This is a genomic window from Sporosarcina sp. BI001-red (assembly GCF_003384035.1).
GTDB lineage: Bacteria > Bacillota > Bacilli > Bacillales_A > Planococcaceae > Sporosarcina.
In genome coordinates this window covers 20,248-33,035 of sequence record NZ_QQAK01000009.1, presented here as the reverse complement: position 1 = coordinate 33,035, position 12,788 = coordinate 20,248, and the positions used below count along the sequence as shown (strand labels likewise).

The window sequence follows — 12,788 nt, the reverse complement described above, 5'->3', positions numbered from 1 at the left end:
CTTCGTATACGAGCCCGGCATTTATTTGCCGATCAAGCCTTGACCAAATTTCTTTCCGGCTTCTTCCAGCGCAATCAATGCATCTGAATGTGGATATTTTGTTGAGCCGATAATTTGAAAATCCTCGTGTCCTTTTCCTGCAAAGATGATGATATCGCCTTCGCTCGCAACGTCGATCGCATGTCTTACAGCTGCATCCCGATCCCCTATACAGGCAAATTGTTTATGGGTCATTCCTGCTGCAAGTTCAGAGGTAATTGACTCATACGGCTCATCCCTTGGATCATCCGTCGTTAAAATAACGTAGTCCGCAGCTGATGCTTTTTCAGCCATTACAGGGCGCTTTTTCCGATCCCTATTTCCGCCTGTACCGATTACAAAGATAAGTTTTGAATCCGATGATTTATATGGAAGAACAGCATCAATTGCTTTTTCAATTGCATCTGCAGAATGGGCATAGTCCACGTAGATAGTTAATGGTAGTTCAGTTTCCACTCGTTCCATACGCCCTTTTATGGGTGCAAGATATCGAAGTGGCGCAATGATATCAGGGATTGCCAGCCCTTTTGCATAAAGAGCAGTAATCGCAGCGAGTGCATTGGAGACACTAAACTCCCCGATCATCCGCATTTCCACTTCCCATTTTCCTTCAGGCGATTGTAGCGTAAACGTAGTACCATCTGTTCTAAGGTCAATATTAACAGCTGTAAACATGGCATCTGCATGTATTCCATAAGTTAGGACAGGGAAAGATGTCATCTCTTTCATTTTAGTGTGCCATGGATCATCTGCGTTTAACACCGCAATTTTTTGTTGTTGGAAGTCTTGCCCAAGCTGAGCAAAAAGCAAGCCTTTCGCATTTCCATAGTTCTCCATCGTACCATGGAAGTCCAAGTGATCGTGAGTTAAGTTCGTGAAGATTGCTATGTCAAATTCCGTTCCGGCTAATCGACCTTCGACAAGACCATGAGAAGATACTTCCATCGTCATCGTGTCGCATCCCTCTTCAGCTGCACGGGCTATCATTTTTTGGGTGGTCAACACGTCAGTCGTCGTATTTTCAGTCTCATACAACACACCATCTAAGTTGAATCCAATTGTACCAGAAACAGCCGAACGTTCCCCTGCCCCCATCAAAATTCCATGAATGACATTGCTAACACTCGTTTTCCCGTTTGTTCCTGTAACACCAATCATTTTCATTCGTTTCGAAGGATACCCACACCAGGCAGAAGCAAGCAAACTGACTGCCTCTGATGTACTCTCCACATAGACAACTGCCACTTTTTCCGAATCCACTTCGATAGGTTTAGATGCAATGATGACGCGAGCGCCAGATTCAATTGCTGAAGTGACATATCGATGACCATCTACAGTATAGCCTTCGATACAAACAAAAAGTCCACCTGCATTGATTTCACGAGAGTCTGTCGAGAGATCCGTTACTTCTTCGGGTAGTTCTCCTACCACACGTTTAACTGGCAAAATTGCCAATAATTTACTTGTATTCACATTACTCCTCCGTTCAGCCGTACCTTGCAGTGGTAACCATTTGATGTTCAACCTACTGCTGTTTTTTCAGGCAATAAAACCATTATACGTTTTTTTAAGGCCTACGTCATGGCTGAATTAACAAATCATATGAAAAACCGCTGTTCTTAACGAATCAGCGGTTTAATGAATTTAAGCTTATTGCCGTATGGAGGAAAAGCAGCCCTCATTGGAATTGCAGTACTGCGATTCATCATTGCTTTTTCGTGGGTGAATACGTCAAAGCTTGCTTTCCCATGATAATTACCTTGTCCAGAGGAACCCACCCCACCAAACGGTAAGTGGATATTGCCGACATGGGAGATCGTATCATTAATACATCCACCACCAAATGGAAGCTGATCCGTGAAGTATTCAGCAGCTTCCTCATTTTCAGTGAATATATACCCAGCAAGTGGTTTCGGCATTTTACGAATCTGATGTAAGACGGCTCCCAAGTTTTCATACTCCAGTACCGGGAGAATCGGTCCGAATAATTCATCTTCCATAGAAGGACTGTCAAAACGAATACCATCAAGGACAGTCGGTTCAATATATAAGTCCGCCTTGTCAGTCTTTCCTCCAGCACTTACAGTGTGTTGTTCTTTTTCAAGGATAGTTTGCAAACGATTGAATTGTTTCTCATTAATGATCCGGCCGTAATCCTTGCTTGTAGATGCATCTTTTCCATAAAAACGTCGAATCGTCTTTTTAATCTCTTTTAAGAGCGGTTCCTTAATTGCTTTATGAGCCACTACATAATCTGGTGCGACACAGGTTTGACCTGCATTTGAAAATTTCCCCCATACTATCCGTTCAGCAGCAATTTTCAAATTGGCTGTATGATCGACAATTGCAGGACTCTTGCCACCTAGTTCAAGTGTCACAGGTGTTAGACGTTCCGACGCCGCTTTCATGACGATTTTTCCTACAGCTACACTGCCAGTAAAGAAAATCGAATCAAACGATGCATGTATCAAGGCTGAAGTTTCTTCTTTTGCCCCTTCTACAACACGGACATACTCTGGCGGAAATTGCTGTTCTAAAATTTTTCTTACAACAGCAGCAGTATGCGGTGCCGATTCGGATGGTTTTGCAATTACACAGTTTCCAGCAGCTAACGCACCTACGATTGGCTCCATGACTAATTGAAATGGATAATTGAACGGTCCAATCACTAAAACCGATCCATATGGCTCTCGGATGACATAGCTTTTCCCCGGTTGTAAATAGAGGGGAGTTTTGGCTATTTCGGGTTCCATCCATTCATCTAAATGTTTCAGCACGTGGCCGATGCTTGAAAGAACAAACCTGATTTCAGTTACATACGATTCAAAAGGATTTTTCCGTAAGTCTCGGTAGAGCGCTTCTTCGATGTCTTGCTCATGTGCTTGAATCGCAGCTTTCAGACGAATCAACATTTCTTTTCTGAATTCAATAGGACGGGTTGCCCCTGAAAAATAAAAATCATGTTGGCGCTCAATCATCGATTCTATGTCTTTAGATGTAAAGTTCATGAACGTTCCTCCTCTTAAGCGGTTCCTTCTATCTTAACGACCTTTCGGGTGTTACGCAAAAATCCAAACTGCGTAATATCAAAAACCTATTTAAAAGTCAATCATTCAAAAGGATCTGTTTTCGTTAACGTTAATTCCGACAAAATGCGCAGGTTAGCAACTGCTGTCGGAACATATACTAACTTCATCAGGCAGTTCTACAAAATTGGAAGTTTTGGACAGGACTATCGGAGCTTTTTTTCTGAACTACGTTTTGAGGCAAACAGAGTTAGGGTAAAGAGTGTATAACAAGCAACCAACCACATTCTTTAAGGGAGGAACTTATCATGACAACAACTGATACTTGGTGGGAAACAATTTTTGAAGGGAATTTGGCAGCAGGCTTGAACAAAGAACGTATGAGAGAATTAGATGAAGAACACTTCCTATATTTTAAAGACGAAGAACTGACTCAAGAGGTCGTTAACTAATTTTGAAGACGCAACTTGCTCAGCATACTTTTCACAATGACACTGGTACATAAAACAGCTTTTCTTTTGCAAAATGCGAAAAGAAAAGCTGTTTTTGTTTGCCCAAAAATGGACAACCTTGTCACTTCTATAATCCTCAAAACTGTCCGACTTACCAAACAAACTCTATATTTCAAATAACTTCACTGAGCAAATTCGTCTTATAATAACACCCATTTAATGGGTAACGCAACTTGTTCGCTCCTGAATCCGAATAGATAAGAACCTTTTGTGACATAGCCAACTGAGCATTGAATTATCGTTTATACGGGACTATTATAAAGTTCGCACGGGAGTCAATTACATTTAATTGAAAAACACGAGTTGTTTTTAACTATCAGAATATAGTTTGATATCAAACTAATTCGACTCCCTTTGTTACCATTTCACCATTGAGAGGAGTTCTATCATGAAGAAAAAGTGGATAGCTCTTACGCTATTTTCTATTACAGCCATTTTCCTTGCCGGTTGTGACAACCCACTACTCATATTCGATCCAAAAGGACCGCAAGCTAGGACATTATCGAGTACGATCCTGTTCTCTATGGCTATGATGGCAGGCATCCTTTTCGTTGTCTATGTACTTTACACAGTTGTTCTAGTGAAGTATCGCGCTTCGAAACTGAACGACGATTACGAACCGCCACACGAAGAAGGCAACAAATGGTTAGAAATTATTTGGACAGCGATTCCTGTAATTCTCGTTGTTGTCCTTTCATTTGTCACAGTATCTTCCACTAGTACAGTGGAGCAGAAATCTGTCGCTTATGCAGATCAAAAACCAGTTGTCATATACGCTTCTTCTTCCAACTGGAAATGGCATTTCAGCTATCCAGAAGAAGGAATTGAGACAGTAAACTATGTGAATTTCCCTGCGAACCGCCCGATTGAATTCAGATTGTATTCATATGGCCCGATTACAAGTTTCTGGATTCCACAATTAGCAGGCCAAAAATATGCGATGAGTGACATGGTCACTAAAATCCATATGTCTGCAGACGTCCCCGGATCATTTATGGGGAAAAACTCGAACTTCAGTGGTAAAGGTTTTGCCCAAATGGAGTTTGAAGCACAAGCTCTGTCCGATGCTGATTATAAGGAATGGGTTGCTGACGTTAAAGCAACAGCTCCAAAACTCACTGAAGATGAGTTCGACAATTTGTTAAAAGCTGAACAGGTTGGTCGCAAGACATATTCTTCTAACCACCTTGAATTTAGACCTGCTCCTGAAATGGATCATGGTGGACATCATCATGGTGGATCTACATCTACTGGTGATAAGGACAAAGGACATGAAGATATGGATATGGATATGGATCATGATGCTCACTAAGTGCATGCATAGCAATTCCAACCTACCCTTCAATTACGTAACAAACGAAAGGAGTTCAACGATATGAAATGGGACGAATTTTTCGTAACCGGAGAACCGATGATTTACGCAGCGATGGTAAGTATTGTTGTTGTATCTCTCGCGATTCCGATTGCGCTCACATACTTTAAAAAGTGGAACTGGCTTTGGACGAACTGGTTAACTACTGTTGACCATAAAAAAATCGGAGTTATGTACGTTCTCGCTGCCCTCCTTATGCTTTTCCGTGGAGGCGTCGATGCACTACTTATGCGTGCTCAGACAGCAATTCCTGATAACGGATTGCTAGACGGTCAGCATTACAATGAAATCTTTACAACACACGGGGTTATTATGATCCTGTTTATGGCAATGCCGTTCATTATCGGATTAATGAACGTCGTGATTCCACTTCAAATCGGAGCACGAGATGTTGCATTCCCACGATTAAACGCAATCAGCTTCTGGCTCTTCTTTGCTGGTGCTATGCTATTCAATATTTCGTTCGTCATTGGTGGTTCCCCAGATGCTGGATGGTCTGCATACTTCCCACTTGCAAGTCTGGAGTTCAGCCCGACTGTCGGAAATAACTACTATTCACTCGCATTGCAAATTGCCGGAATCGGTACCCTGCTAACAGGTATCAACTTCTTGGTGACAATTTTGAAAATGCGTGCACCTGGTATGACACTCATGAAAATGCCGATGTTTACGTGGTCTGTCTTGATCACAAACGTCATTATCGTCTTTGCATTCCCTGTTTTAACAGTAGCTCTTGCATTGATGACACTTGATCGTCAATTTGGTACTCAATTCTTCGCCATGCAAAGTGGCGGTATGGATATGCTTTGGGCCAACTTGTTCTGGGTTTGGGGACATCCTGAAGTGTATATCGTTATTTTGCCAGCCTTCGGTATTTACAGTGAAATCATATCTACATTTGCTCGTAAAAACCTGTATGGCTATAAATCCATGGTCGTCAGTATGGTTGCGATTTCGCTTCTATCGTTCGTTGTATGGGCTCACCACTTCTATACAATGGGTCACGGCGTTATGGTCAACAGTGTCTTCTCCATCACAACGATGGCGATTGCGATACCGACCGGTGTGAAAATATTCAACTGGTTGTTCACGTTACGTAAAGGTAAGATCAGCTTCACGACACCTATGCTGTATGCTCTGGCATTCATTCCAATTTTCACAATTGGTGGCGTTACAGGTGTCATGCTTGCGATGGCAAGTGCTGACTACCAGTATCATAATACGATGTTCTTAGTTGCCCATTTCCACTATGTATTGATTCCTGGTACTGTGTTCGGGGTAATTGCAGGGTTCCATTACTGGTTCCCGAAAGTATTCGGTTTCATGTTAAACGAAAAGCTCGGAAAACTATCATTTTGGTTTATCATAATCAGCTTTAACGTTACGTTCTTCCCTCTCTTCATTCTTGGACTAAACGGAATGACACGTCGGATGTATACGTATTCAGAAAGTACTGGTTACGGCCCACTCAACATGTTGTCGATGGTCGGTGCAGTCGGTCTTGCGATCGGTTTTATCATTCTTGTGTACAATATTTACTGGAGTGTTCGTTACAGTCCACGAAATATAAAGGGCGATCCATGGGATGCACGTTCACTTGAATGGAGCACACATAGCCCAGTACCTGAATATAACTTTGCGCTGATCCCTACTGTGAATAAATTAGATGCTCACTGGTTTGCGAAAAAAGAAGGAAAATCACTCACGAGTGGTAAGTACGAACCGATTCATATGCCGAATAATAGCGGTCTTCCTATCATCATGGGTGCTGCGTTCTTCTTATGGGGCTTCTTCATGGTATTCAGCTGGTGGATTCCGGCTATCATACTTGGAGTTGTGATTTTAGGAACAATGGCATACCGCTCATTCGAAAAAGATCATGGTCATTACATTTCTGTTGAAGAAATCGAACGAACAGAAAACGCATTGCGAGGTGAACAGCATGAAAATTGATCACTCAGTACCTTTGGAATATAGTACCGAAGAAAACAAAATGAAGATCCTCGGATTTTGGATCTTCTTGGGGGCGGAAATCGCCCTCTTCTCTACTTTGTTTGCCGTGTACTTTACGTTACAAACGAATACGAATGTTGGACCTTCTGCTTCTGATTTGTTCCATCTAAGTCCAGTCATGATCGAAACGATCTTGCTTCTTTCGAGTAGTTTCACGATTGGATTAGGCGTACACGCCATGCGACTTGGCTTGAAAAAGCCGATGATGACGTTCTTTGGCATCACGTTAGTCCTTGGTGCGGCATTCCTTGGAGTCGAAGTATATGAATTCGTAACGTATGTTGGCGAAGGCGCAACGATTCAGACGAGCGGATTCCTATCTGCCCTATTCACTCTTCTAGGAACACACGGTTTGCACGTAACGTTCGGTCTGCTTTGGGGCGGCTCGATTTTACTACAAATCAAAAAGCGTGGATTTACACCAGAAACTGCGAATAAGTCGTTCATCTTCTCATTGTATTGGCACTTTCTTGACGTTGTTTGGATTTTCATCTTCAGCTTCGTCTATTTGAAAGGACTGATGTAAGATGAAACAACTTTTTCCAGCACAACATGTTTTAGGGTTCTTATTCTCCCTTCTACTCACACTTGTAGCTCTTGTTACAGTATGGTTTGACTTATCATTTGCTGCAGGGTTGACGATTCTCGTTGTTACAGCAATTGTGCAAGCCAGCTTGCAGCTGTTCCTCTTCATGCACGTGAAAGAGAACGCAGAGAGTAAGACGCTGTATATGAATATCCTTTACGCCTTGTTTGTTGGCCTTGTCACGATTTTCGGGACATTGTTCACAATGCATTGGGGTTATATGGTGAAATAAGAACTAAAAAAATAAGCAGCGGACTCACTTACATGAGTCCACTGCTTATTTTTCATTTCACTCAATACTTCTCCAAAGATATAAAGCTGCATAACTTAGATAGGGAGACCACTCTGGAAAACGAGCTCGTATTTCCTCTTGTGTCGGTTTGAGATCTAATTTCCAAAGTACTTTTAGTGCATTTTGAAGTCCGATGTCCGCAGTTGGAAACAAGTTCGGTCTACCGAGACCAAACATTAGAAATCCTTGAGCGGTCCAAGGTCCGACTCCTCGATAAGCAACGAGTTCTGTCGTTACTTCCTCATCACTTTTCGTTCGCATCGATTCCAAGTTTAATGCCCCGGATGTAATTGCTTGCGAAAGGCCAATGACATATTCTGCTTTCCTAGTACTGAACTGCATTTCGCGCAGTTCTTCGACTGTAACCGCGGCAATCCTTTGGGGATCTGGATATCTCCATACTCCCTTTTGCTGAAAGCCAAATGTTTCTACAAACCTCATAAGCAGTGTATTTGCAAACTTCATATTTAATTGCTGGTGGATGATGCTCTTCATCAGCTCTCCATAAAGTGAAAAGCTTCTGACGAGCGGTGTACCGATATGTTCCAGAAAGATGGGTGCAAGATCGGTTTGGGTAAAATGAGCTGCAATGCCTTCTAAAGATTCTTCAAAGTGAAAAATCCACTTAAGATGAGTGAGTTGCTCATCGTCCTTTAATCCTTCAATTAGGAAAGTTGGCTCTTGTAATGTCCCTGTTGCTTGAACCGTTACCAGATTGCCCGCCTCCATAGGCACGCGCGTCAATCGCTGCTGAAGATCTACCGCGTTTACCGGCGTTCCTGAAAGTCTTTCAAGCGCACGATCAAAATCGTATGGGAATGATAGCTTCAGTTCAATATTCATTTGTGAAAACTCCTTAGCTAGTAGGTAACGACTTCTTAGAAATCACCTTGTTTTATTTGTAAGAATATTGTAAAATTAATGCATTGAACTATGTACACATACTCTTATCAATTGGAGGAATCTATTGGGACTTTTCATACTGGGCGTACTGTTTGTATTCGCTAAATTCAATTTGCAATTCCTGGATACTGATTTCTTGTTCTACATTACGAATGTTATCGGCTATAGTTTGATGTACGTTGGATTAAGAAGTCTAGGTAGAGAAATAACTGCCATTCGAAGCATCCAGCCTTTTGTTCTTGTCATGATAGTGCACAGCATTGGCTTTGCGTTATTAAATGGAACTGGTCATTCAATAAAAACGATTTCACTATCCACCGGAATCGGAACTATCTTCGCATTAAGTCTAGTAACACTAGCGGTGGCTGGTATGATCATGATTTTCTATATCATTCAGAAACTCTTCCTTGCTATCCGTAATAACGAGGATGAGTTCACCTCTTATTCTAACATATCCAGTCTCGAAAAATTTCCTGCACTGCTACTCATTCTACTAACCATTACAGGTATTCTTTTCTTCACTCTTCCTGCGGCTGCCCATGTTTCCATGATGCTGTTACTAGTCGCAGAATTATTCTTTATTCTCTATTTTTCAACAAAAGTACAGACTGCATAATCTAAAAAGGGTAATTCAGCTAACCAACGACAAGAAGTTGTGGCTAGCATGAATTACCCTTTGCTATATTTCAGTTGGCTCGTTCTTATTTAAATTCCGGATTAGCCCTAACATACTAAAAACAGAGCCTAGCCATCCAGCCTAATAGGTATGTTCTTGGGGGATGTATCATTGTCCTGTCGGTACTTGGCGTGGGTTTGGCAACCAATGTTTCTCTATGGGTCGAAACACTTAAGGACAGGGCTTTTACAAGTGTATTCTATAGGTAACGGAAGACTAGAAGTTTTGAGGATAAAGAGAAATTAAACTAAGAATAGTATAATCTCAATATTTACTGTTCCTTTCTTCGAATCACTCACTCTGCTTTCCCTACAATATGACCACGATCAATAGCCACATACAACAATCCGATAGCATCGGACTCCGTTAACTCACCTTTCAAAAGCTTCTCTCGCCATTGAGGATCTAATGGATTGTCTACTTTTTGTTCGAGACGTTTTAAAACAGTTGCTGTTGAGTTAAGAATTGCTGAAGCGCTTGGTTTGTACAATTTGGGTTCCTCCTTTTGTGTTGCTCCAGGTGTAGGAGCTGTAGGTTTAACTATGCCGGCTTGAGCGACAATCCCTTTTGCAGTTAACTGTGCCAATTTCTCCACTTGGTTGATCAAGATGGTCTCATCGACAGTATTTGAAATAAACGCATACTCAATCAACACAGCAGGCATACTTGATTCACGTAATACTGCAAGGCTCTCACGCTTCATGCCTCGGTCGCGAATGCCAATTTCTTTTGAAATCGCGTTGTGGATAGCTGCTTGCAACTTGGTCGTAGAACTACTGACGTTACCGTTGTAAATAAACGTTTCAAACCCCGACGCATCGCTTGTAGCCGAGTTATTATGCAAACTCACAAAGTAGTCAGCCCCCCAACGATTCGCCATCTGTGCGCGCTCAGATAATGCAATAAACACATCCGTTGAGCGGGACAATTTGACGGTATGCCCGTAGCTTTCAAGTAACGCTTTCAAATTGAGCCCGACTTTCAACACATTATCTTTTTCCTTTGACCTCTTTCCAACTGCCCCTGAATCGTGACCACCATGGCCCGGATCAATAAAGATTTTGCTCATTTTCTTTTTCCTCCTTTATGTTATATCTATGAATATTTTTCTTCCTAGACATAGACATGCGTGCTAGAACTAAGGTAAATTATTTTAATTGTATTTTCTTCGAGAGCTCAATTTTACAACCTTGTGTTAGAACACCCGATGCTGGCGTTCTCAAGAGATTTATTTTTTTACCATGTCGTGTTATTGTCCACATATCACAAAAATGAAGAAGCCATTGAACATAAATTCATAAATTAGGATGAAAGTTGATGAAAAACGCGAGTCGTCTTTAAAGAATTGCTTAGCAGTTGGTCTTGAACACACAAAAAGTTGTCCCTAGGCATACGACCAAATAGGACTGCTTTTTTGTGGAGATTTATCGTTGATTCGACGATACTTCCATGGGTTTGGCATCCAATGATTCCTACTGGGCTCGAACCAGCGACCTCTACCCTGTCAAGGTGATAATGTATGTGTTTTAAAGACTTCAGAAGAGTACTAATAGCTAATTGAACAACAATCAAAGCGTACTATGAATTACTTTGAAATGACTCGAATTTTTAAGTATGAGATCCAACGCTGACTAATGGTGATGCTGCGAAGCCAATAAAAAGACCCACCGCAAAGACGATGAGTGGGTTGATCGTTTTAGGTAGGTTGAATGTTCGTTTAAATAGTTCTGTCACCGCTAAATTGATGGGTGCCAAGATTTTTGAAAAAATCAGTACTGCTGTCATGTCATCGTCTCCTTTATTTTAAAAAATGTGTAAACAAGTAGTAAACCAAGCCCCCTGTGCCAGTTAACCCTGCGACTGCCCCGCTCATTTTAAGAGCGAATGTAGACCAAGCGCTCAATTTAGCCATTTGTAATTCATGAGCCTGTTCCGCAGAAGCAGTTTGATAGCTCATGGATGACTTAGCAAGCTCGTACATCTTGTCTGCCTGCGCTTTCACAATTTCCTGTGTTTCACGACTTGTGGAAAGCACTGTGTTTTCCAACTTAAGATTCTGCGTCTCCATCTGATGAAGTTTTTCTTCGTGTTGCCGATCCTTTTCTATAAGCATTCCTGTTAACTCTTCTAATCCGACTACTCGACCATCTAAAACAGTGATTTTAGTATCGTGATTATCAATAGATTCACTTAGTTTTTTTAACATGTCGCTCATGTTGTCACCTACTTTATCTTTTTTGTAATATCTCCTTTCACGAGACTCTTTTCTTTTTTAACCCAAAATATATCACTACCGTCTGAAACATTTTTACAGTGTACCGTATTTCATGTAGTACCTTTAATTGTAAAATTATTTTTCCACATTTTATTTCTCCTCCTTTGAATTATATATATGCTATTTTTTACTGATGGTACAGGCAGTGAAAAGAAGATTTTTTAAAAATTTTATTGCTTGAAATGTTTACACTCGAGTTTTATTCGCAAAATACACCAAATTTAAGATCCAGCTTTTGCTTAAGCAGACTCGCTAACCTTTCTACTAGCTATATATATCGGAATGAGGCGTAGAGAGCTTTTGGGGCTATAGTGGAATGATATTGACTTTACTAAGAGAGTTATTCACATAAATCATTCCCTTACTATCTACCTAAAAGTGAATATTTTCTTACGGCGCAAAAGACACGAAAGTCTATACGTCAAATACGGATACCTGATTTCGTAATGAATGAACTTATAAAGCGTAAAAGGAGCAAGAAGAATGGAGAGCACTCGTAAGAGATATATATCGGGAACAGAATCTGGTCATTTGCACGAATACAGGATTTTTTCAAAATCCAAGAAATTAATGAAACGGCTAATAAAAAAAACCAACATCACGGAGATTCGCTTTCATGTTATTCACACTCATGCATCCATTCTAATCTCTGAAGGTATCGACGTTGTGAATATATCAGTACGACTCGGTCATGAGAATCCTAAGATCACATTGGAATTCTACCTTCATTTAATCTCTAATACATCTAGAGATGTAGCTAATGTATTTCATCGCGCTATACAAAAGGGGTTCCAGAGTAATTCGGCAACGGAGAAGTGCTAAAAAACCACAAAAAAAACAGCCCCTAGGCATACGGCCTAATAGGACTGCTTGTGGAGAAAAACCGTGTTCCTACGGTCTTTCCGTGGGTTTGGCACCCAATGATTCCTACTGGGCTCGAACCAGCGACCTCTACCCTGTCAAGGTAGCGCTCTCCCAGCTGAGCTAAGGAATCGGGAATATTTCAGTAGACTATCATGACAAGCAATCGTTTAAAATCAACGTACTGTCACTAAGCACATGTATGATAATATCATGATTCTGGACTTCTTGCA

At 41.2% G+C, this 12,788-nt stretch carries 13 protein-coding genes and 1 tRNA gene; 7 read left to right on the top strand and 7 right to left on the bottom strand.

Features of this window, described 5'->3' with window-relative positions; translation table 11 throughout:
* Nucleotides 1-21: 21 nt before the first annotated feature.
* Both DVB69_RS01920 and DVB69_RS01915 read right to left on the bottom strand, forming a co-directional pair.
* Nucleotides 22-1,512 carry a UDP-N-acetylmuramoyl-L-alanyl-D-glutamate--2,6-diaminopimelate ligase gene (locus DVB69_RS01920; protein WP_116016027.1) on the bottom strand — a complete coding sequence of 497 codons (1,491 nt, stop codon included), beginning with the start codon at nt 1,510-1,512 and terminating at the stop codon, nt 22-24.
* Between the two features lie 146 nt (nt 1,513-1,658).
* A complete protein-coding gene (locus DVB69_RS01915) occupies nt 1,659-3,047 on the bottom strand; it encodes an aldehyde dehydrogenase (protein ID WP_116016025.1) in 1,389 nt (462 codons plus the stop codon).
* A 326-nt stretch (nt 3,048-3,373) separates the two neighbouring features.
* On the opposite strand from DVB69_RS01915, the gene DVB69_RS17650 reads away from it, so the two are divergent.
* The 5 genes from DVB69_RS17650 to qoxD all read left to right on the top strand — a co-directional run bounded on the left by DVB69_RS17650 (nt 3,374) and on the right by qoxD (nt 7,780).
* On the top strand, nt 3,374-3,517 hold the full coding sequence (locus tag DVB69_RS17650; RefSeq protein WP_199562787.1) for a hypothetical protein: 144 nt from the start codon (nt 3,374-3,376) through the stop codon (nt 3,515-3,517).
* A 448-nt stretch (nt 3,518-3,965) separates the two neighbouring features.
* Entirely contained in the window at nt 3,966-4,889 is a 924-nt protein-coding gene (gene qoxA, locus DVB69_RS01910; protein WP_116016023.1) for a cytochrome aa3 quinol oxidase subunit II, read from the top strand.
* A 63-nt stretch (nt 4,890-4,952) separates the two neighbouring features.
* Entirely contained in the window at nt 4,953-6,902 is a 1,950-nt protein-coding gene (gene qoxB, locus DVB69_RS01905) for a cytochrome aa3 quinol oxidase subunit I (protein WP_116016021.1), read from the top strand.
* Entirely contained in the window at nt 6,892-7,488 is a 597-nt protein-coding gene (gene qoxC, locus DVB69_RS01900) for a cytochrome aa3 quinol oxidase subunit III (protein ID WP_116016019.1), read from the top strand. Before qoxB ends, qoxC begins: the two co-directional genes overlap by 11 nt.
* A 1-nt stretch (nt 7,489) precedes the next feature.
* Nucleotides 7,490-7,780, top strand: coding sequence for a cytochrome aa3 quinol oxidase subunit IV (gene qoxD, locus DVB69_RS01895; RefSeq protein WP_116016017.1), 291 nt, complete (start codon nt 7,490-7,492; stop codon nt 7,778-7,780).
* A gap of 57 nt (nt 7,781-7,837) precedes the next feature.
* Here qoxD and DVB69_RS01890 read toward each other — a convergent pair whose 3' ends face one another.
* Nucleotides 7,838-8,683, bottom strand: a complete 846-nt coding sequence (locus DVB69_RS01890; protein WP_116016015.1) for a DNA-3-methyladenine glycosylase family protein — start codon at nt 8,681-8,683, stop codon at nt 7,838-7,840.
* Between the two features lie 124 nt (nt 8,684-8,807).
* Between DVB69_RS01890 and DVB69_RS01885 the strand changes: the two genes are divergently transcribed.
* Entirely contained in the window at nt 8,808-9,359 is a 552-nt protein-coding gene (locus DVB69_RS01885; protein ID WP_116016013.1) for a hypothetical protein, read from the top strand.
* Nucleotides 9,360-9,714: 355 nt separating this feature from the next.
* Here DVB69_RS01885 and DVB69_RS01880 read toward each other — a convergent pair whose 3' ends face one another.
* The 3 genes from DVB69_RS01880 to DVB69_RS01875 form a co-directional block, all read right to left on the bottom strand.
* Nucleotides 9,715-10,488, bottom strand: coding sequence for an N-acetylmuramoyl-L-alanine amidase family protein (locus DVB69_RS01880; protein ID WP_116016011.1), 774 nt, complete (start codon nt 10,486-10,488; stop codon nt 9,715-9,717).
* A gap of 539 nt (nt 10,489-11,027) precedes the next feature.
* A complete protein-coding gene (locus DVB69_RS17490) occupies nt 11,028-11,204 on the bottom strand; it encodes a hypothetical protein (RefSeq protein WP_158541008.1) in 177 nt (58 codons plus the stop codon).
* A gap of 13 nt (nt 11,205-11,217) precedes the next feature.
* Complete coding sequence (locus DVB69_RS01875; protein ID WP_116016009.1) at nt 11,218-11,634, bottom strand: hypothetical protein; 417 nt, start codon at nt 11,632-11,634, stop codon at nt 11,218-11,220.
* A 543-nt stretch (nt 11,635-12,177) separates the two neighbouring features.
* Between DVB69_RS01875 and DVB69_RS17910 the strand changes: the two genes are divergently transcribed.
* Entirely contained in the window at nt 12,178-12,516 is a 339-nt protein-coding gene (locus DVB69_RS17910) for a tyrosine-type recombinase/integrase (protein WP_116016007.1), read from the top strand.
* Between the two features lie 99 nt (nt 12,517-12,615).
* Here DVB69_RS17910 and DVB69_RS01865 read toward each other — a convergent pair.
* A tRNA-Val gene (locus DVB69_RS01865) sits at nt 12,616-12,688 on the bottom strand.
* Nucleotides 12,689-12,788 lie beyond the last annotated feature (100 nt).

Coding starts and splice junctions, on each gene's coding strand:
- DVB69_RS01915 (WP_116016025.1), bottom strand. CDS start 3,047: ATGAACTTTACATCTAAAGACATAGAATCGATGATTGAGCGCCAACAT.
- DVB69_RS17650 (WP_199562787.1), top strand. CDS start 3,374: ATGACAACAACTGATACTTGGTGGGAAACAATTTTTGAAGGGAATTTG.
- qoxA (WP_116016023.1), top strand. CDS start 3,966: ATGAAGAAAAAGTGGATAGCTCTTACGCTATTTTCTATTACAGCCATT.
- qoxB (WP_116016021.1), top strand. CDS start 4,953: ATGAAATGGGACGAATTTTTCGTAACCGGAGAACCGATGATTTACGCA.
- qoxC (WP_116016019.1), top strand. CDS start 6,892: ATGAAAATTGATCACTCAGTACCTTTGGAATATAGTACCGAAGAAAAC.
- qoxD (WP_116016017.1), top strand. CDS start 7,490: ATGAAACAACTTTTTCCAGCACAACATGTTTTAGGGTTCTTATTCTCC.
- DVB69_RS01890 (WP_116016015.1), bottom strand. CDS start 8,683: ATGAATATTGAACTGAAGCTATCATTCCCATACGATTTTGATCGTGCG.
- DVB69_RS01880 (WP_116016011.1), bottom strand. CDS start 10,488: ATGAGCAAAATCTTTATTGATCCGGGCCATGGTGGTCACGATTCAGGG.
- DVB69_RS17490 (WP_158541008.1), bottom strand. CDS start 11,204: ATGACAGCAGTACTGATTTTTTCAAAAATCTTGGCACCCATCAATTTA.
- DVB69_RS01875 (WP_116016009.1), bottom strand. CDS start 11,634: ATGAGCGACATGTTAAAAAAACTAAGTGAATCTATTGATAATCACGAT.
- DVB69_RS17910 (WP_116016007.1), top strand. CDS start 12,178: ATGGAGAGCACTCGTAAGAGATATATATCGGGAACAGAATCTGGTCAT.